This window comes from Sporomusa sp. 246TCP1, assembly GCF_057319775.1.
Map to the genome: position 1 here is coordinate 3,690,196 of NZ_CM170492.1, position 23,936 is coordinate 3,714,131.

At 45.3% G+C, this 23,936-nt stretch carries 27 protein-coding genes; all 27 read right to left on the reverse strand.

From position 1 onward, the window contains the following. Positions 1-94 precede the first annotated feature (94 nt). Positions 95-1,366: an MlaD family protein gene (locus AC1ECB_RS17445; protein ID WP_485664967.1), complete on the reverse strand. Its 1,272-nt coding sequence runs from the start codon at positions 1,364-1,366 to the stop codon at positions 95-97. Beyond that, the gene (locus tag AC1ECB_RS17450) at positions 1,363-2,115 is read right to left on the reverse strand and encodes an ABC transporter ATP-binding protein (RefSeq protein ID WP_485664968.1); all 753 of its coding nucleotides are present in this window, start codon (positions 2,113-2,115) and stop codon (positions 1,363-1,365) included. The genes AC1ECB_RS17445 and AC1ECB_RS17450 overlap by 4 nt, the downstream gene beginning before the upstream one ends. Before the next feature lie 21 nt (positions 2,116-2,136). Next, on the reverse strand, positions 2,137-2,907 hold the full coding sequence (locus AC1ECB_RS17455; protein ID WP_485664969.1) for an MlaE family ABC transporter permease: 771 nt from the start codon (positions 2,905-2,907) through the stop codon (positions 2,137-2,139). A 196-nt stretch (positions 2,908-3,103) separates the two neighbouring features. Then, positions 3,104-4,927 (reverse strand): SpoIVB peptidase S55 domain-containing protein, encoded by a 1,824-nt coding sequence (locus tag AC1ECB_RS17460; protein ID WP_485664970.1) that lies wholly within the window; start codon positions 4,925-4,927, stop codon positions 3,104-3,106. An 11-nt stretch (positions 4,928-4,938) separates the two neighbouring features. Further along, positions 4,939-5,250, reverse strand: coding sequence for a biotin/lipoyl-containing protein (locus tag AC1ECB_RS17465; protein WP_485664971.1), 312 nt, complete (start codon positions 5,248-5,250; stop codon positions 4,939-4,941). A 63-nt stretch (positions 5,251-5,313) separates the two neighbouring features. Further along, on the reverse strand, positions 5,314-6,741 hold the full coding sequence (locus tag AC1ECB_RS17470) for a phosphodiester glycosidase family protein (RefSeq protein WP_485664972.1): 1,428 nt from the start codon (positions 6,739-6,741) through the stop codon (positions 5,314-5,316). A gap of 39 nt (positions 6,742-6,780) precedes the next feature. Continuing rightward, on the reverse strand, positions 6,781-7,200 hold the full coding sequence (locus tag AC1ECB_RS17475; protein WP_485664973.1) for a rod-binding protein: 420 nt from the start codon (positions 7,198-7,200) through the stop codon (positions 6,781-6,783). Between the two features lie 33 nt (positions 7,201-7,233). Next, complete coding sequence (locus tag AC1ECB_RS17480; protein WP_485664974.1) at positions 7,234-8,355, reverse strand: flagellar basal body P-ring protein FlgI; 1,122 nt, start codon at positions 8,353-8,355, stop codon at positions 7,234-7,236. A gap of 52 nt (positions 8,356-8,407) precedes the next feature. Beyond that, complete coding sequence (locus tag AC1ECB_RS17485) at positions 8,408-8,992, reverse strand: flagellar basal body L-ring protein FlgH (RefSeq protein WP_485664975.1); 585 nt, start codon at positions 8,990-8,992, stop codon at positions 8,408-8,410. Positions 8,993-9,007: 15 nt separating this feature from the next. Continuing rightward, positions 9,008-9,979: a flagellar basal body P-ring formation chaperone FlgA gene (flgA, locus tag AC1ECB_RS17490; protein WP_485664976.1), complete on the reverse strand. Its 972-nt coding sequence runs from the start codon at positions 9,977-9,979 to the stop codon at positions 9,008-9,010. 10 nt (positions 9,980-9,989) lie between these two features. Beyond that, positions 9,990-10,772: a flagellar basal-body rod protein FlgG gene (flgG, locus tag AC1ECB_RS17495; protein WP_485664977.1), complete on the reverse strand. Its 783-nt coding sequence runs from the start codon at positions 10,770-10,772 to the stop codon at positions 9,990-9,992. Between the two features lie 21 nt (positions 10,773-10,793). Next, a complete protein-coding gene (flgF, locus tag AC1ECB_RS17500) occupies positions 10,794-11,534 on the reverse strand; it encodes a flagellar basal-body rod protein FlgF (protein WP_485664978.1) in 741 nt (246 codons plus the stop codon). Between the two features lie 67 nt (positions 11,535-11,601). Further along, the gene (gene mreB / locus AC1ECB_RS17505) at positions 11,602-12,630 is read right to left on the reverse strand and encodes a rod shape-determining protein (protein WP_021169342.1); all 1,029 of its coding nucleotides are present in this window, start codon (positions 12,628-12,630) and stop codon (positions 11,602-11,604) included. Positions 12,631-12,798: 168 nt separating this feature from the next. Next, positions 12,799-13,068 carry a sporulation transcriptional regulator SpoIIID gene (gene spoIIID, locus AC1ECB_RS17510; protein WP_485664979.1) on the reverse strand — a complete coding sequence of 90 codons (270 nt, stop codon included), beginning with the start codon at positions 13,066-13,068 and terminating at the stop codon, positions 12,799-12,801. A 223-nt stretch (positions 13,069-13,291) separates the two neighbouring features. After that, complete coding sequence (locus AC1ECB_RS17515) at positions 13,292-13,975, reverse strand: M23 family metallopeptidase (RefSeq protein WP_485664980.1); 684 nt, start codon at positions 13,973-13,975, stop codon at positions 13,292-13,294. A gap of 52 nt (positions 13,976-14,027) precedes the next feature. After that, positions 14,028-15,029: a stage II sporulation protein D gene (gene spoIID, locus AC1ECB_RS17520; RefSeq protein ID WP_485664981.1), complete on the reverse strand. Its 1,002-nt coding sequence runs from the start codon at positions 15,027-15,029 to the stop codon at positions 14,028-14,030. Positions 15,030-15,311: 282 nt separating this feature from the next. Further along, entirely contained in the window at positions 15,312-16,568 is a 1,257-nt protein-coding gene (gene murA, locus AC1ECB_RS17525) for a UDP-N-acetylglucosamine 1-carboxyvinyltransferase (protein WP_485664982.1), read from the reverse strand. Positions 16,569-16,791: 223 nt separating this feature from the next. Beyond that, positions 16,792-17,205 carry a F0F1 ATP synthase subunit epsilon gene (locus AC1ECB_RS17530; protein ID WP_021169347.1) on the reverse strand — a complete coding sequence of 138 codons (414 nt, stop codon included), beginning with the start codon at positions 17,203-17,205 and terminating at the stop codon, positions 16,792-16,794. Between the two features lie 3 nt (positions 17,206-17,208). Next, positions 17,209-18,618 carry a F0F1 ATP synthase subunit beta gene (atpD, locus tag AC1ECB_RS17535; RefSeq protein WP_485664983.1) on the reverse strand — a complete coding sequence of 470 codons (1,410 nt, stop codon included), beginning with the start codon at positions 18,616-18,618 and terminating at the stop codon, positions 17,209-17,211. Between the two features lie 32 nt (positions 18,619-18,650). Beyond that, positions 18,651-19,502 carry an ATP synthase F1 subunit gamma gene (atpG, locus tag AC1ECB_RS17540; RefSeq protein WP_485664984.1) on the reverse strand — a complete coding sequence of 284 codons (852 nt, stop codon included), beginning with the start codon at positions 19,500-19,502 and terminating at the stop codon, positions 18,651-18,653. A 6-nt stretch (positions 19,503-19,508) separates the two neighbouring features. Next, positions 19,509-21,032, reverse strand: coding sequence for a F0F1 ATP synthase subunit alpha (gene atpA / locus AC1ECB_RS17545; protein ID WP_485664985.1), 1,524 nt, complete (start codon positions 21,030-21,032; stop codon positions 19,509-19,511). An 84-nt stretch (positions 21,033-21,116) separates the two neighbouring features. Continuing rightward, positions 21,117-21,671 carry a F0F1 ATP synthase subunit delta gene (locus tag AC1ECB_RS17550; RefSeq protein ID WP_485664986.1) on the reverse strand — a complete coding sequence of 185 codons (555 nt, stop codon included), beginning with the start codon at positions 21,669-21,671 and terminating at the stop codon, positions 21,117-21,119. After that, positions 21,665-22,168 carry a F0F1 ATP synthase subunit B gene (atpF, locus tag AC1ECB_RS17555; protein WP_485664987.1) on the reverse strand — a complete coding sequence of 168 codons (504 nt, stop codon included), beginning with the start codon at positions 22,166-22,168 and terminating at the stop codon, positions 21,665-21,667. The genes AC1ECB_RS17550 and atpF overlap by 7 nt, the downstream gene beginning before the upstream one ends. Positions 22,169-22,254: 86 nt before the next feature. Continuing rightward, positions 22,255-22,506 (reverse strand): F0F1 ATP synthase subunit C, encoded by a 252-nt coding sequence (gene atpE / locus AC1ECB_RS17560; RefSeq protein ID WP_021169353.1) that lies wholly within the window; start codon positions 22,504-22,506, stop codon positions 22,255-22,257. A 55-nt stretch (positions 22,507-22,561) separates the two neighbouring features. Next, entirely contained in the window at positions 22,562-23,239 is a 678-nt protein-coding gene (atpB, locus tag AC1ECB_RS17565) for a F0F1 ATP synthase subunit A (protein ID WP_485664988.1), read from the reverse strand. Between the two features lie 21 nt (positions 23,240-23,260). Continuing rightward, the gene (locus tag AC1ECB_RS17570; RefSeq protein ID WP_485664989.1) at positions 23,261-23,680 is read right to left on the reverse strand and encodes an ATP synthase subunit I; all 420 of its coding nucleotides are present in this window, start codon (positions 23,678-23,680) and stop codon (positions 23,261-23,263) included. Between the two features lie 12 nt (positions 23,681-23,692). Further along, the gene (locus AC1ECB_RS17575; RefSeq protein ID WP_485664990.1) at positions 23,693-23,902 is read right to left on the reverse strand and encodes an AtpZ/AtpI family protein; all 210 of its coding nucleotides are present in this window, start codon (positions 23,900-23,902) and stop codon (positions 23,693-23,695) included. Positions 23,903-23,936 lie beyond the last annotated feature (34 nt).

The window sequence follows — 23,936 nt, forward strand, 5'->3', positions numbered from 1 at the left end:
TCCTTGATGTTATCACGTGTTTCAGGTGGTGACTGTTTAGTCAAACACTTATAATTATATGTCCACCCCTTGATGGTGTCAATGCAAACTACCGCTAAAATAACTGTTTTATGCCAAAATATGAAGTTCTTTCCTCCTGCTTATTAAGACTGTCGGTCTGTCCTACAAGAAAGGTGTCTGGAGCTAGCTGGTACTGAGTGCGCAGTTTGACCCGGACATCATTGGGATCATAGGCATCCAGCGACATTCGCAGTTCATTACCCAGTTTGGCATCCAAACCAACGCCGACCTTATTATCAATAATACCTACCCGCCGGCTTACAGCCGGACCACTTTTACCTAATTGCAGATTTACTTTATTGTCTTCACCGATATCATTAACACCAATGACAGCAAAATCACTAGGTGAAGTGTTAATGGTAAAATTAGCGTTGCTTTGGTATTTGCGATTATCAGCATCATAAAGGGCTTCGATACTGGCCTCGGTTTTAATATTTGCTACCTTGTTCAGCATTTGATTAGCTTTGGCTGAAGCATCACGGGCATTTCTCAGAGTTTCCCTGAGATCCCTGGACGTTTCGGGGTCGGTTACGACTCCCTCTAAGGCAGCAGCCATCTTTTCAACCCGACTGCTGGTTTGACGAAGTGCCGCAATAGTTTCCCGCAAGTCTTTGGCTGTTTGTCCATTGTTATCCACATCGGCAAGCATGGTATCCACCCGGGCAGCCGTAGCTTTGAGACTAATAGACATATCCTTTAAGTTACTGACCATGGATGTTACGTCACCTTGGCTTTCATCAGCCATCATCGCCAAAGTAGCGGTCAGCCTAGTAAGGTTATCTGTTATATCCCTGGTATTTAGCGCCGTTTCTTTAAGTGCTGCCCTAACCTTTTCGTCACCGATAACATCATTGAGCGCCTTAACCAGCGTTTTGATTTCAGCCAGTACCTCATTGGCTGATACCAGGAGTTCATCCATTCCCTGAGGATTTTCGCCATAAACGGTGTCGTTAGGAACTAAAAAACCTTTTACGTCCCGCTGTGGCACTACATTAATAAACTTTTCCCCCAATAGGCCATCTGATCCGATGGTAAATTTTGAACCGGCAGGAACCTTTACCCCAGGATTCAGCATAATATCGGCAACCACACCATCAGGCAGTACCCTTACATCAGCCACCTTGCCAACATCGACACCGGCATAACGCACAATGTTACCTGGCTTCAAACCGCTTACCTGCCCAAACATTGCATGCACCGGATACCCTTTATCACCAAAACTCATACCGCTCAAATAAAAAATCATTCCGACCAGTAAGGCAAGGCCCGCCAGTGTTATGGCTCCGACTTTTGCTTCCGTATTCATACTCTGGACCTCCCTTTACTTTCTGCAGATCCTCCCTGGATAAATTTGACCATAATCGGATTTTCGGATTGTTTAATTTTCTCTGGTGTGCCAGTTTCGATAATACTGCCGCCATAAATCATTGCAATTCGGTCGGCAATACTGAAAACGCTTGCCATGTCGTGAGTAACAACAACCGAAGTGGCGTCAATCATCCGTCTGGTACTAACAATCAGCCTGTTAATAGTATTTGACATAATAGGATCAAGGCCGGCTGTAGGCTCATCATACAATACAATGTGCGGATCAATCGCAATCGCCCGGGCCAGGCTGACCCGCTTTTTCATCCCGCCGGATAGTTCATTGGGCATCGCAGTTTCCTGCCCCCGTAGACCAACCATTCGTAACTTACGCCGCACGGTTCGTGCAATTTCTTCTTCTGGCATATCGGTATGCTGTCGTAAGCCAAATGCCACATTTTCCCCTACTGACATGGAGTCAAACAAAGCCGAATACTGAAAAACCATACCCATCTCCAGCCTAATCTTATTAAGCTCATCTTCGGTCATAGTAGTAATTTCCCGGCCATTAACCCAAATCTCCCCGCTAGTGGGTTTCAATAAACCGATAATTAATCTGAGCAGGGTGCTTTTCCCCGAGCCACTTGGCCCAATAATGACCATTATTTCCCCCTGTTCAATTGTCAGGTTAATGTCTTTGAGGACTTGTTTTCCGCGGAAATTCATATTGACATTAACTAGCTTGATCATGGTTGACCCCACATTTCTACATTAACGATATAGCGCTACTGATAAAAAATAGTTACTAATAAAAATTAGAATTATCGACAAGACCACTGAACCTGTCGTTGCCTGTCCTACCCCTTCAGCACCTTGCGCAGTGGTTAATCCTTTATGACAGCCGATAATGGCAATAATAGACCCGAACACCATGGCTTTAATCATTCCGCCAATAATATCGTGCGGCACAGCAAATACCTTAATCGAATTAAAAAAGGTAAATGGCGTAATGTCGGCATAGGAGGTAGCAATCAGATAACTGCCTATAATACCAATACCGTCAGCAAAAATGACCAATATGGGCAACATGGCCATACAGGCAAGTAAACGAGGCACTACCAGATAGGCAACAGGACTTATCGCCATAACCCGCAGGGCATCTATTTGCTCGGTTACCTTCATTGAGCCAATCTCAGCGGTAATGGCCGCCCCTACCCGCCCAGCAAATACTACCCCTGCCAGCACTGGCGATAATTCACGTCCCATAGCCACCGCTACCAACCCGCCGACTGACGACTGGGCCCCATATTTTACAAATTCATGGGCAGTCTGTACCGTCATGACCATGCCGGTAAATAACATAGTCAGCAGCACGATTGGCAGCGAGTCAGCCCCCAAATGTGCCATTTGCCGCAGCAGCAGCCTGCTATTTATGTGGCGTAAATGATAGACAGTCTGACCAAACAAAATCAAGACTTCTCCTATATTTTCTAAAATGCCGATAACCATCCTACCGATACGGGCGAAAAATTCGATAAACATAACCAGGCTCCTTACCCTGTATTAGGTTCAGATTGTGTTTATAAATATTCAATATTTATTTGTAATTCCCTGCTGCTTTCCTGTTAAATTAAATTTTCAAATGCACCAGATACCGGCTTCTACTGTCGTTTGCCGCGCCGCTCCTTTGTTGCATTGAAAAAGAAGCCGATATTCGGCTTCTTTTGAAAATAATAATTTACTTATTTACGGTGAGTACGAGTTGGGTATCGCCATCAATGATATAGTCAGTACTGATGCATACTTTACGTTGACCGTCATCGCCTTTAGTGACTTTGGTGGTTGTATTGCCATTACCAGTTAGTCCCGATTTGATAGTGGCAGCATGCAAAGCTGGGCTAGGGCTTGTTTCAAATTTTCCAGTTACCGGCTTTTGAGGGTTCCCATCACTATTTTGGGTAACTCCAGGAACATTCATATCAAGCGATTCTACCACAATGTCATTATTTCTGTCCCGCTTGACCAATTCATTGACGGTCTCATCCAATGACTTAGGACGGGCTTTAACAAATAGCTTGGCAATATCTTCTTCCCCATTTTGTTGCTTACCAAGTAGTTGTGCCATTGAAACCATCCCGCCGCCGCGTACTACCAGCGTGAGTGTTCCTGCTTGCTGATCTTTGGGAACTGTGTAGGTAATATGACGCGTAATAAGCTCATTGCGGAAGGGTTTGAGTTTAACTGCAATATCCACATTGTCACCTGGCTTAACAGCAGCGTTAGCGGCTTTGGCCTCGATAATAGTGGCTGTCCGCCGTTCGGCATCAATGTCGATATTTACTTTGACATCCATGATGTCAATAGCGGCGAACTGGTTGCCTGCCAAAAGCGTCAAGGCTTCATGCACTTCAGCTACTGCCAGTTCACCAATGTTTCCCTGGGTATAAAACATATTTTCACGTTTTAATGCCTGGCCGGGAATACCGGCCGCACTGATTTCAAAGCTGACTTTTGCTGTTCCGGAACCGATGCGATCAGTCGTTTTTTCAATGGCATTAAAGACACTGACTGCCGCCAGAGTAGGCGCCAGTTCTTCATCCCGGATTACTTGCGCCCACAGCTCATTGGTCTGCCCCAGGTTCTTATCAGTAACCGTGATTCGCAACGGCACAATGCCGGGAAAATTTCCCAGCTTACCTGCAACTCCAGCTCCTCTGTCCTGGTTAATTACACCAATAGCTTCAGTGGGTGTTCCCACTTTGAAGGAGTTTTCCAAGCCACTGATTGTTGTAAAAACATCAGCGTCAGTGAGAAAGTAATTGGCTTTCCCCCGTTTTAGAAAAGGATGACCAAACGCCAATATTTTGTCGCCTTCCACATAGGTTACTGTTCCTAATGCGCCTACACTGACATCGCCACGCACTAATTGTACGCCGATAGTACTGCCAGGTTCCACTGTTTTATAAGCAATCCCATTGTTGTCATCAGTCATACTGGCATTTACTGCATAGGGGATAAGATTATAGGGTTTGAGCTTATCTGCCAGCATTTTCAAAGAGTGTTCACCAAAACCTGCTACCATCAGTGGCGTGGCAACCGGAATAGCTGCCGGCTCCTCATCCGGTACCTTCTGCTCAGTTTGGCTATCAGTAATATCCCATAGTTTTAGCATATCGGCAATCGGTGTTACCATACCAATTTTATGATCGGTTAATGACCAGCCGTAGGCAATAGCGCCTACCAGCTTGCCATTAATATATACCGGGCTGCCGCTCATTCCCTGAGCAATACCACCTGTACGGTCTATTACATCACCATAGGTACGAACTAAAATCAGATCCCCTGACGGACCCTTTTGTTTCATAACTTCCAGAACTTCAACACCAAATTCCTCAATGGTATTACCGGCAACAACCGTTTTGGCAATACCATGCATACCTTTAGTAATTTGGTCTACAGGCAAAAATTCAGGCGCGGCCTGGGCGTAAGCAATTGGCAGCAGAAAAAATACGGCTACCAGCGCTGTCAGACAGCGCCTCATAAGTATCGACAAAATATTCATCCTTCCCAAAATCACCGTTTAATTGGTTCAATTCTAACTAATGTATCACCTGCTTTGACTTTGTCGCCAGGCCTGACCAATACTTCACGGACAACGCCATCAACATTGGCACGTACTGCAACAGCCGGGCCGGTGATGGTTTCAACATATACCAGAATATCACCTTCACGCGCCGTAGCGCCTGCAGCAACAAGACCATTTGATAAAACATTGCCTGACAGCACACCGCGTTGATCAACAGTTTGACCGGCAGCCAATGACCAGGCAACCACACCGATCACTAGCAATACGGTAATTGCAATAATATTTTTTTTGTTGGCCATACATAACACCTACCTTTACTTTACTTAAAAGGCTGTTCTTACTTTTATTATAACGTATTTTTTTTAATTAGCAACAGAGGAAGGCACAATTACTAATGCATCACCTACCCGCCGCTCATGGCCATCAGACGGTTGGTTAACAATCTTTCCTTTTACTACCATCTCACTGGAACCACCACCATCCAGGTTCATAGCGTCCTGAACCCCTAAATCTTGCATAAACAAGGCTAGTTCCAAAAGTGTCATACCAATACTGTCTTCTTGCCGGCCATCAACAACCACTGCCAAAATCTGGCCGTCAGCTTTAAGACCAATTGCTGTCCTCGGGGCACGGCCACCAGCTACATCTGAGCCAAATCCTTCAATTTTTGTAGTCAAAAATACACTGCTATTCTTAACCAACATGGGTCCGGCCCCAAGCACATGCTCAGTCTTATCCCATGCCGTTCCCAGTGTTTGCTGGACCCTAACGGTATCGCCAACTTTAAGGGTGGACATTAGTTTGGCTGCCTCACCATGAACTGACAGTACTACCCCATCAGATGGTATTGGGCAATTACCCGGAATAATGGCAGTTACTTTGTCATTTACTACAACATATTCCTGTCCATAGTTGTTACTACCAGTGGCAGGAGCATACAACCCATTATATACTATCAGTTCATTTTCACCGCGTTCCCGGTTTACTGCATTAATTGTCACAGTCTGTCCGTCAGGCAATTCCACTTTACCGTCATATTGTACCTGATCAATCAGCAGTTTCCCATCCGGCATAATTCCCAGGGCTGTCCGTGGCAGTTCCGATGTACTGGCAATTTGACCATCAATTTTGAGTAAACCGATAATGGAACCATCAAGCCCAAAATAGGAACCATTAACAGCAGCTAGCGCCTGTGTACGTTCAACCATAGATAGTAACGGCTCCAGGCCTTGCACAACGCCATTAGAAATGACTGGTTTTAGGGTAAAGCCCGCTTTAGGATCAATATCAAGAATATGGGCCAAGACTGGACCACTGGCAGAACTTTTCAGCCACGAGGTATAGGTAATACCAGGAGCTACTTGCTCAACAAGTTTGCGATCATATTTTTTGATGATGTCGACAACCAGGCGGTTAGGATTTTTCAGGGTAAATACTTTATATGTATACTCTGTTTTAAGATCAATAACGGCTCTGACTTTACCTGTTTCATCTGTTGATAACCGCAACTTGTCTACTGTCGCATCATTAAAAACATATTGACTAGCCATGTTATTGCTAATACCTGGCATGTCAATGACCAACCGCGACGGGTTTTCGAGGGTTGTTACTGAATACTCAGGCAAAGTTGTTACATCAAAAACAATTCGCACTTTGTCAGCTGTCTGGCTTGTCCGGACTTTGCTCAAAACATTACCCGGAGCCGCCCAAACAACACTCTGCATTACAAAGATAACCATGGCCGTGACTACAGTGGCAAAAGATAATCTTTGCCTAAAATGATTAAACATCTATTCCACACCTCCTGATATATATAGAGTAAAACCAGGCTAACGAGTAGCCTGGCTTTTAACAGTAGTTTTACTCAACTGACGGTAAAGCATATTGGCCAAGCCCATGCCGCCGGCTTGCGCCATATTTTTGGTTAATTCAGTGTCTAACATTGAGGTCAGCATTTGTTCCTCCTGGCTGTTGCCAAATAACCCATCTTTAGGAACAGTAGCCCGCATGCGTGTCATCATCATATTAAGGAAGACAGCTTCCATCTCCTTACAAGCAGCTTTGAGTTTGGCATCTTCGCCGGTTGCCGTTGTCGCTGTTGCAGTCGCTGTAGTTTTGGCCTGTTCTGAAGCCTGAACAGCTTTTCCCAGTCGATCGGCAAAATCCGCTCCCTGATCCGGCATGGTTATCCCACCACTACCGGCGGAAATTGTACTGGGCTGAATCAAGTTGTTGGAGTTAATTCGCATTTGATCACCACCTAAGGAAATTGAGATTGTTCTTTACATTATTTGTAACTCGGCATGCAAGGCTCCTGCTGCTTTTATGGCCTGCAAAATAGAGATAATATCACGCGGAGTTGCACCTACTGCGTTAAGAGAGGCAACTACATCACCAACACTGGACGAATCTGGCAACTCAACAAGTCCGGCAGGCTTTTCTTTAACTTCAACGCTGGTATCTGTTGTTACCACTGTGTCACCATATGAAAAGGGTGATGGCTGAGAAACATTCTTCGTCTGTCCAATCTTTACAGTAAGACCGCCTTGAGCAACAGCTACCTGGTCAATTGATACATTGCCGCCAATAACCACTGTACCGGTACGTTCATTAATAACAACTTTCGCGGCATTATCCGGTGTAATGGGTAATTCCTCGATAGCCGCAATAAAAGCTACTAAATTGTTACTGTAATAAGAAGGTATCTCGACAGTCACTGTACCAGGATCCTGGGGCAACGCGATCTGACCAAAATTCCGGCCAATAGCTTCACTAACCCTGTTAGCGGTAGTAAAGTCCGGCTGACTGAGCGACAATGTAATTTTATCGTTGTCTTTGTCAGTAAAGGCCATCGGTACTTCCCGTTCCACTAACGCTCCATTCGGTACATTGCCAACGGTAGGGAAATTTTTTTGTTGGCTGTTACCACCCTTGCCGGCGGCATAACCACCTGTTGATACTGCTCCCTGACCTACAGCATATACCTGTCCATTGGCTGCCCGCAGTGGTGTCTGCAGTAGTGTACCCCCCTGCAAATTTTTAGCATCACCCATAGAAGAAACGGTAACATCAATAGCATCGCCAGCTTTGGCAAAAGGCGGTAAATTAGCCGTTACCATAACAGCAGCTACATTTTTGGTTTTGACCTGCGTTGCATCAATAAAAACGCCGAAGGATTTGAGCATATTGCCTATCGACTGGATAGTAAATTTACTTTTATTACTGTCGTCGCCTGTACCATTTAGACCGACCACCAAGCCATAGCCTACCAATTGATTACTGCGTACGCCCTGCACCTTGGCTACGTCTTTAATCCGGGTGCTGACTTGGGCGTCAGCTATTGACGGAATCGTCATACTTACAACCAGTACGGCGGCTAGAAGGATTGCTGTGACTTTGCGCATATGTCCTCCAATACTATTTCTAGAACAATTAGAACTGCTCATTTATCATGTCCTAGAATAAAAAGTTGAATGCCTGTGTTAATATTCCCTGGCGCTGTTTGCCAGCCAGCGGACCCTTGCCTTCGATCTTAAGTTGAGCATCAGCTACATTGCTTGATAGCACCGTGTTGGCAGCAGTCACATCGTCTGACCTGACTATACCAGTAATGGTAATTGTCTGTACATCGGTATTTTGTCTAATGGTTTGCGTGCCTTTTATAACCAATTGACCATTTGGTTGAATTTCCGTTACCTTAACGGTAATCCTTCCCGTTACTTTGTTGGTGTTAGACAAAGAACCGTTGGCAGTAAAGCTGTCAGAAGTTGAGCCACTAAGTGCGTTGATAAAAGTAAATAACCCGGTACCATCTTTCAGGCTGGCACTGGCATCTTTTGCGTTAGAAGCACTACCAACACGTTTGGCACTCGAAGACTCGCTGATAATAATGGTAATAACATCACCAACAGCATGAGCCCGATGGTCGTAAAATAAGTTGGCAGCCGGCGAGCTATCTACCCAAAGGGAATTGGCCTCCGCATTAAGCGCAGACGCAATAATCAATGTACATGCCAGTAAAAAACCTATTAGCTTGCGCATTATATCACCTTACTTTTATATATTTGCCCGAACAGTTGTATCATCAATTACCTGACCGCTAATTACCTTTTTGGAATTGCTGTTTTTCACGCGGATAAACTCACCTTTACTGCCGTCTTGTAAGGCAATGCCTGACACCATTACCTCTATGCCGCCATTTTTAGCAGTAATTGTGACTGGTTGTCCCCGTCTGATAAGTACAGTTTGCCCCAGCATGTTTTCGGTTATGACGATCCCGGGAGCCAATTGGCGTTTTACCGGTAAGCCCAGTATTTTATCAAGCTTAGTAAAATAGCCTGGCGTCAACCGGCCAATATCGCGCCGCTCAAAGATAATACTATCAGCTGTTATAGGCTCATTGGCATTGATTACCCGACTGACAATGGCAACTTGTTGGTATTTTTTAACATAAAACCGCAACATAGCTGTAGAAAATGACCGACCAGCCACTTGAACACCAATACTTACGTTAGTAGGGGCGTTATAGCGAATCCCATAAGGCAATGCCATGTTAAAAGCTATCTCCCCTGGCGGCACCAAAATATCCCGGGGTTGCCCAACTGAGGTAATCATAACTTCTCCGGTTAAGCAAGCCCCTAGATATTGCTTAGCCTGCTTAACAAGCTCCTGCCCGCTGATTGACTGTGCCAATGCCGTTACCTTAAGCTGCGGTGGCAGCTGCCAGGTGATACCTGATAAATCAACGCGTGCCGCTCTCATCCGGGCCATTAAAATATCTCCGGCAAGTACATAGCTTTGGCCTGGCTGAGGTGTATGCCCCAGCCGAATTTGCCGTAAGCGGTCAATGCGTTCACTATCGTCGCTATTGATACTAGCGATATCTCCCAAGGTAAAATACTGTCCGGTAATGGTGGCTTCCTGGGGAATGCTAACTGTGAGTTCCTGAGCCTGAACACTATGGCCGGTAAAGAATATACCGGCAACACATAGAATCACCATGATAAGCCGGTATAGGTTAGTTTTCATAAATTATTTCCTATCGTTTAAGTCCGGCAGCTGTTTCTAACATAGAATCAGCTGTCGTAATCGCCTTGGAGTTAATCTCATAGGCTCGTTGAGCCACAATCATATTAACCATCTCTTCCACTACCTGAACATTAGACATTTCAACATATTGTTGAACCAATGTCCCGGCACCTTCTTCTCCAGGATTATTCACAATCGGCGCGCCGGAAGCAACAGTTTCTTTAAGCAGGTTGCCGCCCAAACTCTCCAAACCAGCATTATTAATAAACCGGGCAAGAGTTATCTGACCCAACTCTTGCGTCCCCGTAGGTATGGTAGCTGTAACTATTCCTTCAGATGAAATTGTTATGGCAGTAGCATTATCAGGGATAGTAATCGCTGGTTCCAGCGGGTACCCCTCAGAAGTTATTACCCGCCCCGCAGAGTCTCTTTCAAACGAGCCGTTTCGAGTATAAGCCAGTGTCCCATCAGGCAGAGTTATTTGGAAAAAGCCATCTTTTTGAATAGCAATATCCAATTCATTGCCAGTACTTTGCAAACTGCCTTGTGTGTATATTTTTTGCGTAGACACCAGACGTGTACCATGCCCCATTTGAATGCCGCTTGGCAATTGATTCTCACCTCCGGTAGAAGCACCAGCCTGCCGCATATTCTGATACATAAGATCAGCAAAATCAGCCCGGCTTTTTTTATAACCGGTAGTATTTACGTTTGATAAGTTGTTAGAAATAACATCAAGATTGGTTTGTTGAGCAGCCATGCCCGTTCCGGCAGTCCATAAAGCTCGAATCATAGCATTACCCCCGTATTATTATTAGACCTTACCTACTTCGTTGACAGCTTTATCAAGCAGTTGGTCATGAGCTTGCACGGTTTTTGCATTCAGTTCATAGGCCCGATAACCACTTATCAGGTTGACCATTTCAGAAACAACATTAACATTTGATTGTTCCAAAAAACCCTGAGATACTTTGCCAGTTGCCTGACGTCCATTATTAGGTGCCTGAAATAAGTTAGCACCTTCTTTTATTAATTCACGTTCGTTATCAAATTCAACAACTCTAAGTTGTCCAACAGTAGCACCCTCAACTGACACATTACCAGTGCTGTCAACGGTAACTTGTCCGCCATCCGGTAAGGTAATCGGACCGTTTTGTCCCAAAACTGCTTGACCATCAGCCGTTACCAATTGCCCTCTCGCATTGCGGGTAAATGCACCATTTCTGGTATAACGTATTCCCGCCGCTGTCTGAACAGCAAAGAATCCTTTACCATCAATAGCAAAATCCAATGGATTGCTGCTATTGCGCATAGCACCGGTGGACTGAATAGTAGCTATTTCATCAATCACAGTGCCTACACCCAGCCCCCCAATAACCGGCGCCTCCGGGCCGTCATTGACACGCTGGATTAAAACACTGGCAAAATCCTTGGATATGGCTACATCTTTCTTATAGCCGGCTGTATTGCCGTTGGCAAGATTGTTGGCTATAGTATCGGCTCTGGTGGTTTCAACAATCATACCCGAAGCCGCTGTATAAATACCCCGAATCAATGGTATCACCTCTTTTCATATTATCGTAAATATTCTCCGGTTTCTTAACACCTATTACTATTAGATTTTACTCGGTCAGATTGCCTTTTTTGAGCGTTGTCAATGTATCCTGCAGGCTCTCCAGTGAATCCAGTGCCTTTCCGGTCCCTAACGCTACACAAGACAAAGGATCCTCAGCTAAATAGGTAGGAATACCGGTCTCCTGATTGATTAGCTTGTCCAGCCCATGAATAAGCGAACCACCGCCAGTCATTACAATCCCGCGATCAACAATATCAGCAGCTAATTCAGGCGGTGTCTTTTCCAACACCGATTTAACACATTCGACAATGAGCGCTACCGGCTCAGCCAAGGCATCCCGCGTCTCAGCCGAATTCACACGCAGGGTTTTTGGCAAACCGGATACTAAATCACGACCGCGTATTTCCAAGGTTTCGTTACGGCCATTAGGATAAGCGGTGGCAATAGCAACTTTTATTTCCTCAGCCGTACGCTCACCAATCAAAACATTGTACTCTTTTTTCACATGGCGAATAAGCGCTTCATCAAATTTGTCGCCGCCAATACGCAGCGATTCACTAACCACAATACCGCCAAGGCTGAGTACAGCCACATCAGTGGTACCGCCACCGATATCAACAACCATAGCACCACACGGTTCCGCAATTTCAAGTCCTGCGCCAAGAGCGGCAGCCAGTGGTTCCTCAATTAGATAGGTCTTACTGGCACCTGCCTGCATAGCAGCTTCCAGTACAGCCCGTTTTTCTACTGTAGTCACCCCGGACGGAATGCAAACCATAATTCGGGGCTTAAAGAAGTAATTCTTGCCAGCTACTTTTTGAATAAAGTGTCTGAGCATACTTTCAGTAGTATCATAATCGGCAATGACACCCTCACGCATAGGACGAGTGGCAATAATATTGCCTGGTGTCCGCCCCAGCATCCGGCGCGCTTCTTCGCCAATCGCCAAAATGCGGTTACTGTCGCGGTCAATTGCCACCACCGAAGGTTCCCGTAGTACAATACCTTTTCCTTTTATGTATACTAAAACGTTGGCTGTTCCCAAATCGACGCCAATATCCATAGATCCAAACATGTAAAATTCCAATCCCCTTTCAACCTATCTTATGCCTGCTCAAAACTTGTCCTACTATTCTTAAAAGAAAAAAAGAGGTGGCAGTAAGATAATCACAAGTGTATTAATATTTCTACATATAATTTAAAAGTCCTCTATTTTTTGCTATCTTTTAAACCTCAATCCTTTTTATTTACAACTGTTATCTTCTTTTTCTTCTTTGTATTTTTTCCTGGTAGCTTCACCACCGCGAATATGGCGTTCAGCCTTATTCATTTCGAGAATATTTTTCACCTTGGCAGCCAATCGTTTATTTATTTCTGGTAGACGCTCAATCATATCTTTGTGAACCGTACTCTTGCTTACCCCAAAAACCGTGGCTGCCTGGCGTACTGTATGTTTTGTTTCCATGATGTGATTGCATATATCCAGCACCCGCTTGCGAATGTATTCTTTCATCCATTCTCTTCCCCCTCGCGCCCGTCCTTTTAACTCTTTGCTACCATGTATATGCGGTATCTGAGGGAAGCAGAATATGTGATTTTTAAATTTTCCACAATAACTCCGGTCAACTTTATGGCTTTCAACTTACAAAAGACAGCCCCCCTGGTTAAGCCAAGCACTCGTAAATCATTACGACTAGCTTTGCTGTGTGCAGAGGAGCTGTGAGAATGTTTCTATTTTACTCCGGGATATTGGGAAATATTTCGTGAGGAGCAAGATACTCTTGCTTGTCCTTTGTCTGGACCGCCAAGTGCAGGTGTGGCTCGGGCTCAGACAGGGTAATCCCCATTGAACCGATTGGTCTGCCTCTTTTTATTACCGTATTTTCCTGCACAGCAACGCTGGCAAGTGAGCTATAGTAAATTAGATAGTTGTCACTTTCTACGACTACTGTAAGCCCATATTGTTTGTCAGTATAAATTTCAATTACCTTACCATTTACCAGCGCTGGCACGATTTTCCCTTCACCCCCAGCGATATCAACACCATTATGATATCGCCAATCCTGGTATAGGGGATGAAACTGCCAGCCAAATTTCTGCGTGATTACACCGTTCCATAGCTCGCTAATAACTTGACTATCGGCGGCTGCATTGTTTTCTACTTCTACTGACGCAGAAACGCCGGAGTTCGGCTGAGATGCCGGCAAAGCTGGAGCAATGTTAGCAGGAACTGGAGACTGGGCCTGTTGCAAAGTTTCTGATACCGGCGCTTTTTTAGCTACTGGCGGTTTTGCCACCGGTTCCAAGGTACTAATAACGGCAAACATAAGCAACGCCGCTATTGTTAGCAGCATTCCCGCTGTTGCTGCCTGCCCTACATAACCAGGGCGTCTTATCTTAGCGAAAATTCTTCCAGGCATATACTCACCTCATGGTTAGTATGCCCATTCGTGTCTAAATATAGCACCTTCTTTAGGAGCCAAAAATATTTTTTAGCGCTGTCCCGGTATAATAGTATGTCAAAATTTGCCTGAAATCGCGATTTTGCTTTGCCTGCCCATTAGCCCCATACTGACACAAGCCAACCCCATGCCCATAGCCAATTGTTCTAAATATCAATTTATCATTAGCTGCCTGGACATTAAAATTTGCTGATCGCAACTCCAATTGCTGGCGAACTTCAAGCCCGGTCAACGTTTTAGACCCAATTCTTACCTTATTGACCCTTCCTGAGTCGGTATAATCAATAATGCTGGCAACCCCGGCACTTCCTCCGCTCTGAGCAGTTGCCATAATACCGGCATCTGTGCCTAAGCGCGCTTCTAGTTCAGCAAACGATATTTCTTTGGTATCCTGATATCGCGGCGACGATTGATCCCAACTACAGGCCACACTTTGTAGATAGGGATAATCGAATCCCCATACCTCCTTGGCACTTGCGGTACGTTCCCCACTCGTGGAATGAAATACGGCGTTAATGGGTTCGCCCTGGTAGGTAATTATCAGTCCTTGTGTCTGATCTACTGCTGTGCAAACTTTACGCCAATACTTATCATAATTTGTTCCCCAATTTTCTTTTAGCTTAGTTTCATTATACCAAGCCTGACTATCTTTATGGTCTGTGGTGACATCGGCCCCAGGATGATCGCCCGCGCCTGTACCTCCAAATATCTCCATATGCTTTACCGCATAGGTGCGTGCTGCTACAGCTTGTGCCTTGAGTGCTTCAACTTCAAACTCAGCAGGCATTTCGGCAGCAACTACTCCTTTTACATAATCTTCAAGATTCATAGATACAATCTGATTACTATCATGCATATATACTTTTATGGTAATATCTTCACCCCGCAAAACAGTTGACTGATTAACTGCCACCCGGTTTGTGTCATACGAGCTTAGCAGCACCACGATCGATGGAACTGCAATTACTGAGACAATCACCAGCAATATGCTGACGATGGCTATATACCTCACCAACTCACCTTCTTTAGCAAACTAGCCTATATTCATACTATGCAAACAAGCTGCCTGCTATGAGCAAAAAGGGTAAGTGAAAAACCTAAAGCGAGATTGCTTTGCTGATACTGGAAATGACCAGTGAATCATATTCCCCCTAGGTCATTTCCAATATAGTGAAGCAATCTCGCTTGCGTTTATTATATACTATGCGTCAAAGTTAGGTTACACCCACTTGCCGGCTCATGTAAACTTCTTTAAGCTAGAATATTATATATTATAATTAGTTCAGCGATATGACTAGCAATCTACTCGTTCTATATTTGCACCAATACTACGGAATTTTTCCACTAATTTGTCATAGCCACGGTCAATATGATGGATATAGCCAATCTCGGTCTGCCCTTCTGCAACCAATCCTGCCAGCACAAGCGCCGCCCCTGCTCTAAGATCAGTAGCTTTCACTGGGCAACCGGTAAGGGATGATACCCCCTCTACCACCGCACTGCGCCCGTCAATTTTGATCGACGCACCCATCCGTTTCAGTTCATCAACATGCATAAACCGATTTTCAAAGACAGTTTCGGTGACAATACTTGTACCTTTGGACACCGTCATTAGAGCCATAAATTGAGCCTGCATGTCGGTTGGAAAACCAGGATACGGTAAGGTTTTAATGTCAACAGCACGAATGCTGCCATTACTGCAGACTCTTACGCCATTTACATCTTCTTCAATGGTAACCCCAGCTTCTTTTAGCTTGGCAATCACTGGTTTTAAATGTTCAATCAGGGCATTCTCTATATAAACATCGCCCCCTGTGATCGCAGCCGCTACCATATAGGTACCAGCTTCAATCCGATCAGGAATTATACAGTGACAAGCGCCTTTTAACTCGCGGACACCTTCGATTCTTATCATTTTGGTGCCAGCACCCCGGACATTAGCGCCCATATGATTGAGCATATTGGCCAAGTCTACAATCTCAGGCTCTTCTGCCGGATTCTCAATAATAGTTTGACCTTTGGCCATACTTGCGGCCATCATAATATTTTCGGTAGCGCCAACACTGGGAAAATCCAGATATATTCGCGCCCCTTTTAAGCCTTGCGGCGCTTTAGCTTCAATAAAACCATGGCCCATTACTATTTCAGCGCCTAATGCCTCAAACCCTTTTAAGTGTAGATCAATTGGCCTAGTGCCAATTGCACAGCCACCAGGCAACGAAATTTTCGCACAGCCTTCTCGCGCTAGGAGTGGCCCCATAACCAGAAAAGATGCTCGCATTTTCCGTACAAGCTCATATGGGGCTTCGCAGGTTGTTATAGTAGTACTATCAACATAAAACGCACCTGGTTCAATTTTAACCGCCGCACCCAAGTGCGTAAGCACCTCGGCAATTGTGCGCACATCTTCTAAATCTGGTATTTCTTCTAATGTGCTGGGACTTGTCCCGAGCAATGTTGCCGCAATTACCGGCAGCACTGCGTTCTTAGCTCCGCTGACTTTTACTGTGCCAGAAAGCCGTTTGCCCCCTCGAACAATTAATTTTTCCACAAAATTTCCTCCCACCACAGCGGTAAGTACAATTCAAATTTCCCTAACCTAGTTTATCATTACCGTGGTAGCTAAAGCAAGAGCTCCTAGTCCTATAATTATTTAAAATAAAGCCTTTACTTTCATTTTTGCCAGTATTTAGGCCGGTTATTCCATGTAAATTATGGTGAGTAAGAAAAAGGATTGTAACGCTAGCGTCACAATCCTTTATTTCTCACAACTATTACATTTTTTTCTCTGCAACCCTAAGACGCACTAAAGCTCGTTTTAGTGCCACTTCAGCCCGCCTAACATCAATGTCAGTCGCGGCTTGAGCTTCCCTTAGACGTCTCTCGGCACGGTCTTTGGCAGATTCGGCACGGTCAATATCAATTTCTTCCGGCAACTCAGCGCAACCTGCCAACACAGTTATCTTTTGAGGACGAACTTCAATAAAGCCGCCACATACGGAAAACAAGTTCTCGCCTTCGTCTGTCTGAATTCTCAGCGGCCAGATCTCAAGACCGGCAATTAAGGGTGCGTGACCGGGAAGAATACCCAGATCACCGTCAGTGGCTCTGGCAATAACCATATTGACGTCTGCGGAATAAACCATCCGATCAGGAGTAACAATATCCAGCCGAATTTTATTGGCCATGTATTATTCCCCCTTCATCTTCTGAGCCTTTTCCACTACTTCCTCAATCGTTCCTACCATATAAAAAGCCATTTCCGGCAAATCATCATATTTCCCGCTCAAGATTTCTTTAAAGCCCCGAATAGTTTCTTTGAGCGGTACGTATTTACCAGGAGTGCCTGTAAATGCTTCGGCTACGAAGAACGGCTGGCTGAGGAATTTTTGGATCTTTCTAGCCCGGGAAACAGTCAGCTTGTCGTCATCAGACAATTCTTCCATACCCAAAATAGCAATAATATCTTGCAATTCTTTATATCGCTGTAACACTTCCTGAACACCGCGAGCAACCTGGTAGTGATCTTCGCCCAGTACATGCGGGTCCATAATCCGGGACGTGGAATCCAGCGGATCAACAGCAGGATAAATACCAAGCTCAGAAATTTGACGGGACAAAACTGTAGTGGCATCTAAATGGGCAAAAGTTGCCGCCGGTGCCGGGTCAGTCAAATCGTCAGCAGGTACATATACGGCCTGTACTGAGGTAATGGAACCTTTTTTGGTTGAGGTAATCCGCTCTTGCAATGCACCAACATCTGTGCTCAGAGTAGGCTGATATCCTACCGCCGACGGCATCCGCCCTAAGAGCGCCGAAACCTCGGAACCAGCTTGGATAAAGCGGAAGATGTTATCTACAAACAACAGCACATTTTGCCCGGCAATATCACGAAAATATTCGGCCATAGTAAGACCGGTAAGACCTACCCGCATTCTGGCTCCGGGTGGTTCATTCATCTGACCGTAAACAAGCGCCGTCTTATCAATAACGCCTGATTCAATCATTTCATTCCACAGGTCGTTCCCTTCACGGGTACGTTCACCTACACCGGCAAATACGGAGTAGCCGCCATGCTCTGTGGCGATGTTGCGGATAAGCTCCATAATCAGTACAGTTTTACCTACACCGGCACCACCAAACAGACCAATTTTACCGCCAAGTGCATAAGGAGCAATCAGGTCAACAACCTTGATGCCTGTTTCCAGTATTTGGGTAGATGTTTCCTGGTCTTCAAACGCCGGTGCCGGCCTATGAATAGGCCAAAAATCATCAGCAACTACTGGCTCCGGATTTTTATCTACTGTTTCACCAAGTACGTTAAATACCCGGCCTAATGTGCCTTTACCAACCGGAATTTTAATTGGCGCCCCGGTATCTACTGCCTTCATGCCACGAGTAAGGCCGTCCGTAGAAGACATAGCTACGCAACGGACGGTATTGTCGCCCAGGTGCTGCATTACTTCCGCAGTCAGCTTAACATGAACATCGCCAACTGTTTCGTCAATTGTGACAGCATTATATATGGCAGGCAGTTTTTCCGGGGGGAACTCAGCGTCAATAACAGGACCGATAACTTGTATAATTCTACCGATATTCACGGGGTTTCCCCTCCTTAACTTCTTAGAACCCTCTACTTAAGTGCCTCTGCGCCGCCCACGATCTCGGAAATTTCCCGGGTAATGGTGGCCTGACGAACTTTATTGTAGTTTAAGGTCAGTTTGGAAATGAGTTCTTGTGCGTTATCAGTAGCCGACCCCATGGCAGTCATACGGGAACCCAGCTCGCTTGCAGCCGCTTGTAAAAGAGCTCCGTAAATAACTGTTTCCAGGTAACGCGGTAAGAGTAAACTAAGAACCTCATTAGCTGACGGCTCAAAAATGTACTCAGTCTGGGTCATTTCTTCCCCTGCACCGATTTCGGCTACCGGCAATAGCTTAATTGTTGTTGGCTGCTGATTAATCGGCGAATAAAAATGAGTATATGACAAATAAATTTCATCATACTCACCTGTTGCAAATTTATCAGCCATGAATTGTGCCAACGCAGCAGCATCCTGATAGGATGGTCTTTCTGAAAAGCCGGTGTACTCGCCATCAATGGTATAACCCCGCCGCTTAAAATAGTCACGGGCCTTACGTCCAACAGTAACCAATCTGGCATTATCTTTACCGCGCACTTGCGGTAAAACCTCTTTAATCAGGTTCGATGAATACGCCCCAGCCAAACCTTTATCTGCACTTAATACCAAATAACCAATCTGCCTTACTTCCCGCACCGCAAGCAGTGGATGGGAGGCATCACGGGCATTGGCCGCCACACTGGCCAATACTTCTCTAACCTTCTGGGTATAAGGCCTACTGGCAATGGCTCGTTCCTGCGCCCGGCGCAGCCGGGCCGCAGCCACCATTTTCATAGCTTTGGTTATCTGTTGAATATTTTTTACGCTCTTGATACGGCGACGGATATCGCTGGCGCTAGCCATGTATTATCACCTCACCGCTTCAACTTTAACAAAAGTGTCTTTAAACTCTTTAATCGCTTTTTTAAGAACGGCTTCAGTCTCGGTATCAATATTTTTCTTTTCTCTGATGGTTTTAGTCACTTCGGCATAGTTGCTGCGCATGAACTTGATGAAGTCTTGTTCAAACTTCGTTACATTCTCAATAGCCACATCATCAAGATATCCATTAATAGCGCAGTAAATGGATATCACTTGTTCTTCGACTGCCATTGGTGCATATTGTGGCTGCTTCAAAATTTCCATTGTCCGTTGTCCACGATCAAGCTGCGCTTGAGTGGCCTTATCAAGGTCAGAGCCGAATTGGGCAAATGCCGCGAGTTCCCGGTATTGCGCCAAATCCAGTCGCAGGCGGCCTGCAACCTGCTTCATGGCTTTTATTTGAGCGGAACCACCAACACGGGATACCGAAAGGCCTGCATTAATGGCCGGACGAATACCGGAGTAGAACAGCTCGCTTTCCAGGAATATCTGACCGTCAGTAATGGAAATTACATTTGTTGGTATATAAGCAGATACGTCACCTGCCAAGGTTTCAATAATTGGCAGGGCAGTAATTGAGCCGCCGCCTAAATCGCTCGACAACCTAGCCGCCCGTTCAAGCAAGCGGGAGTGTAAGTAAAATACATCGCCTGGATAAGCTTCGCGACCGGGAGGACGACGAAGTAAAAGCGACATAGCACGATACGCCGTAGCGTGTTTAGATAAGTCATCATACACGCAGAGAACAGAGCCGCCTTTATACATAAAGTATTCGCCCATAGAAACACCGGCATAAGGTGCCAGGTATTGCAGTGGCGCACTATCAGAGGCAGTAGCGGCTACAATAATGGTATATTCCATGGCACCGGCCTCTTCCAGTGTTTTTACAACACGGGCAACCGTCGATGCCTTTTGACCAATAGCAACATAAATACAAATTACGCCTTGACCTTTTTGATTAATAATAGTATCAACAGCAATAGCTGTTTTACCTGTACCACGGTCACCGATAATGAGCTCGCGCTGGCCGCGGCCAATAGGTACCATGGAGTCAATAGCCTTAATACCTGTTTGCAACGGTTCTTTAACCGACTGTCTGTCGGCAATACCAGGAGCACGGTATTCAACCGGGCGAAACTCAGTAGAATTAATTGGACCTTTGCCATCAATAGGCTGACCAAGTGCATTGACAACCCGTCCAACCATTGCTTCCCCTACCGGCACCTGCATGATACGTCCGGTCCGGCGAACATTGTCGCCTTCTTTAATTTCAATTTCACCGCCTAAAAGTACAGCGCCGACATTGTCCTCTTCTAGGTTGAGGACCAAGCCAAATACTTCGTGCGGAAATTCTAATAATTCGCCGGCCATAGCCTTTTCCAGGCCGTGAATCCGGGCGATGCCATCGCCTACTTCGATAACAGTGCCAACATCATCAACATTTAATTCTACCTGATAATTCTCAATTTGTTGCTTGATGATGGCCGTTATTTCTTCTGGCCTCATTTTCATATCTCGTATGTCACCCCAATCATAAAGTCTACAGCAAGGCGGCTCAAGACATAAGCAGTCTTATCCATAAGCTACTAAAAAAGATTACACTGCAACGGCTTGATTAGTGAGTAGCGCCGCTTTCAGCGCTTTAAGCTGACGCTGTACACTGCCGTCAATCAGTTTATCACCGATTTTGACAACAATTCCACCGATAAGTTCCTGGTCCAAGGTTGTCTTAAGCACAATATTTTTGCCGGTAACTTTGCTAAGTCTAGCCGCTAGCGCCTCAAGCTGTTCTGTGCTGAGTTCTTTGGCGGTAAAGACTTCGGCCTCGGCAATATTTCTGGCTTCATTGGCCAAGCGAGTATATTCACTAATAATGGCCGGTAGCGCTGGTTCCCGTCGTTTATCAATTAAAAGTAACAAAAAATTTTGGACAAAACCATCCAAATCTCCGGCAAAAACACGGGTTATTGTATCCTTTTTGGCCGGGGCCGGTACCAGTGGATGGTACATAAGTGTAGCCAAATCAGCATGTCCGGCAATGGTGGCTTCTACCAGCTTAAGCTGTTTTTCCACTACGTCCAGCATAGCCTTTTCACTTGCAAGTTCATACACGGCCTGCGCGTATTTGAGCGCTAACATATTGGTTAGCATGGCAAACCACCAATTTCCTTGCCGTCAAGTTTATTGATAAAATCATCAACAAGCTTGGCATTGGCTTGCTCGTCAATGTTCTGGGCGATAATTTTGGAAGCAGCTGCGACGGCCAGCGTTACAACCTCGCCTTTGAGCTCGGCAATGGCGCGTTCGCGTTCGCGGGCTATCTCTTCCTGGGTGGCCTTTACTAGTCGAATACTTTCTTCACGGGCTTCTTTGAGAATTTCTTCTTTGGTTTGTTCAGCCAGCTTGGCGGCCTTTTCAACAATAGCCTGTGCCTGAGTACGTGCTTCAGCCAGTTGAGCAAGATATTCCTGCTTGAGTTTCTCAGCAGCTTGCTTTTCCTGTTCAGCCGTTTCCAGACTGTCAGCAATTTTGGCCTGCCGGTCAGCCAGCGCCTGCATCAGCGGTTTATATGCCACTTTTGTTAGAATAGCTACAAGTATAAGAAAATTTATAATTTGCGCTATAAGCGTCGCATTCAAATCAACCAATTGAGGGCCCCTCCTCTTTCCGGCGTATAAGGGGAGCGCTGACAGAAGGCATAATGCATCCTGCCAGTCGCCCGATAACGCTTAGATTACTTAATGAACGGATTGGCAAATACAAGTACAATTGCAATAACAGCAGCAATAATAGGAATAGACTCGATCAAACCTACGGAAATCAGCATGTTTACGAGAATAGTTCCTTTTGCTTCCGGCTGTCTTGCCATACCCTCAATTGCCTTGGCGGTTACGGCACCATCACCAATACCGGCACCAATGGCAGCAAGGCCAATAGCTAAACCGGCACCAATCGCAGAAGCCGCAATAATAATAGCATGTTCCACAGAAAACTCCTCCTTTTTGTTTGTTCAGTTATTGATTTACAGAGTAAGCTAAAAACTAATGCTCATTCTTTAATGAGTTGGACAGATACGACATGGACAACATGGTAAAAATAAATGCCTGAACAACACCAACAAACACACTGAAAGCCAACCATGCTGTCGGAATAACATATGGCACCAGCATACCCAAAATAATGAGCAAAATCTCGCCTGCCAGAATGTTGCCAAATAAACGGAAGGATAATGTAATCGGTTTAGCCAGTTCTTCGATAATGTTGATAATAACAAAGGGGATATAAGGCTCAAAAAAATGCTTAACGTACCTAACGGCTCCTTTTTCCTTAACACCGATAATATGTACCAGGATAACAACCATCAAAGCCAGCCCCAGTGTTGTGTTGATATCATTGGTTGGTGAGGTAAATCCCGGCACCAGGCCTAATTCATTGCCAACAACAAGGAACAGGAACAATGTGATAATTAGTGGTGCCAACTTTCGGCCTTTGGGTCCCATCGTGTTATCAATCTGGTCTAACAAGGCGGTAACAGCCATTTCCAGGAAGTTTTGCCAGCCTCGGGGAACAATCGCTGCCCGTCTAGTAGCAACAATTGCCAATACTATGACAATTGCCATAGTCAACCACGTCATAGTTAAGGTGTCCATATTAAAGGTAAGTCCGGCAAAGTGCGCCAGCTTATGTCCACCAATCTCATGTCCTCCACCATGTCCCATATTCATTTTCACTCCTTTCTATCAGTTTATTTTGGACTTTCCAAAATTTGTTATAAGTCCGGAAACCACAATGCATACGGCATTCAAGAAAAGTACTATATGAAGTGAGAATAACCCCACTACTGCCGCCATAAAATCAATACCCGGCACATGAACTGATAAAACAAGCATCGAAACCATAAAACCATACCTGAGCAACCAACCTGTTCGCATCGATGCAACTGCTTGTCCAGGCGGTAGTTCGGCACTTTTCTTTACCCGGCGGCACATGAGCAAAAAATAAAGCAAACTGCCTGCCCAGCCAGTCAATAAACCAGGTATAATGGATATTCTACCTGATACTAAAGCACCAATGGTTATAAATAAACCCCAAGCCAAAAGGTGCAGTAACGTTCGCCGCACTTGACCGGTATAGTTATCAGAAAACTCTATTTTGAGCAAAAAGAACACCCTTCATGACTTGACAATTTTTTTGTAGGTAGCCCATAATCCAGCCAGCATACCTAGCACAATCCCTGATACAGTGAACCAAGGAAAACTGCCACAATAGTTATCAGCCCAACGACCTAAAAACAGCCCTACCGCTACCGTAGCCACCGTAGTAAGACCAATGTTCATTGCCACACTAAGCGCCGACCATGTCCCATCAGGTTTTCCCGGCATAGCTTCACCTCTTATATATTGCGAGCTACTTGCT

What these genes read in the sequence shown, in the direction of transcription:
- AC1ECB_RS17445 (WP_485664967.1), bottom strand. Translation starts at nt 1,366, where the DNA reads ATGAATACGGAAGCAAAAGTCGGAGCCATAACACTGGCGGGCCTTGCC.
- AC1ECB_RS17450 (WP_485664968.1), bottom strand. Translation starts at nt 2,115, where the DNA reads ATGATCAAGCTAGTTAATGTCAATATGAATTTCCGCGGAAAACAAGTC.
- AC1ECB_RS17455 (WP_485664969.1), bottom strand. Translation starts at nt 2,907, where the DNA reads ATGTTTATCGAATTTTTCGCCCGTATCGGTAGGATGGTTATCGGCATT.
- AC1ECB_RS17460 (WP_485664970.1), bottom strand. Translation starts at nt 4,927, where the DNA reads ATGAATATTTTGTCGATACTTATGAGGCGCTGTCTGACAGCGCTGGTA.
- AC1ECB_RS17465 (WP_485664971.1), bottom strand. Translation starts at nt 5,250, where the DNA reads ATGGCCAACAAAAAAAATATTATTGCAATTACCGTATTGCTAGTGATC.
- AC1ECB_RS17470 (WP_485664972.1), bottom strand. Translation starts at nt 6,741, where the DNA reads ATGTTTAATCATTTTAGGCAAAGATTATCTTTTGCCACTGTAGTCACG.
- AC1ECB_RS17475 (WP_485664973.1), bottom strand. Translation starts at nt 7,200, where the DNA reads ATGCGAATTAACTCCAACAACTTGATTCAGCCCAGTACAATTTCCGCC.
- AC1ECB_RS17480 (WP_485664974.1), bottom strand. Translation starts at nt 8,355, where the DNA reads ATGCGCAAAGTCACAGCAATCCTTCTAGCCGCCGTACTGGTTGTAAGT.
- AC1ECB_RS17485 (WP_485664975.1), bottom strand. Translation starts at nt 8,992, where the DNA reads ATGCGCAAGCTAATAGGTTTTTTACTGGCATGTACATTGATTATTGCG.
- flgA (WP_485664976.1), bottom strand. Translation starts at nt 9,979, where the DNA reads ATGAAAACTAACCTATACCGGCTTATCATGGTGATTCTATGTGTTGCC.
- flgG (WP_485664977.1), bottom strand. Translation starts at nt 10,772, where the DNA reads ATGATTCGAGCTTTATGGACTGCCGGAACGGGCATGGCTGCTCAACAA.
- mreB (WP_021169342.1), bottom strand. Translation starts at nt 12,630, where the DNA reads ATGTTTGGATCTATGGATATTGGCGTCGATTTGGGAACAGCCAACGTT.
- spoIIID (WP_485664979.1), bottom strand. Translation starts at nt 13,068, where the DNA reads ATGAAAGAATACATTCGCAAGCGGGTGCTGGATATATGCAATCACATC.
- AC1ECB_RS17515 (WP_485664980.1), bottom strand. Translation starts at nt 13,975, where the DNA reads ATGCCTGGAAGAATTTTCGCTAAGATAAGACGCCCTGGTTATGTAGGG.
- AC1ECB_RS17530 (WP_021169347.1), bottom strand. Translation starts at nt 17,205, where the DNA reads ATGGCCAATAAAATTCGGCTGGATATTGTTACTCCTGATCGGATGGTT.
- atpG (WP_485664984.1), bottom strand. Translation starts at nt 19,502, where the DNA reads ATGGCTAGCGCCAGCGATATCCGTCGCCGTATCAAGAGCGTAAAAAAT.
- atpA (WP_485664985.1), bottom strand. Translation starts at nt 21,032, where the DNA reads ATGAAAATGAGGCCAGAAGAAATAACGGCCATCATCAAGCAACAAATT.
- AC1ECB_RS17550 (WP_485664986.1), bottom strand. Translation starts at nt 21,671, where the DNA reads ATGCTAACCAATATGTTAGCGCTCAAATACGCGCAGGCCGTGTATGAA.
- atpB (WP_485664988.1), bottom strand. Translation starts at nt 23,239, where the DNA reads ATGGGACATGGTGGAGGACATGAGATTGGTGGACATAAGCTGGCGCAC.
- AC1ECB_RS17575 (WP_485664990.1), bottom strand. Translation starts at nt 23,902, where the DNA reads ATGCCGGGAAAACCTGATGGGACATGGTCGGCGCTTAGTGTGGCAATG.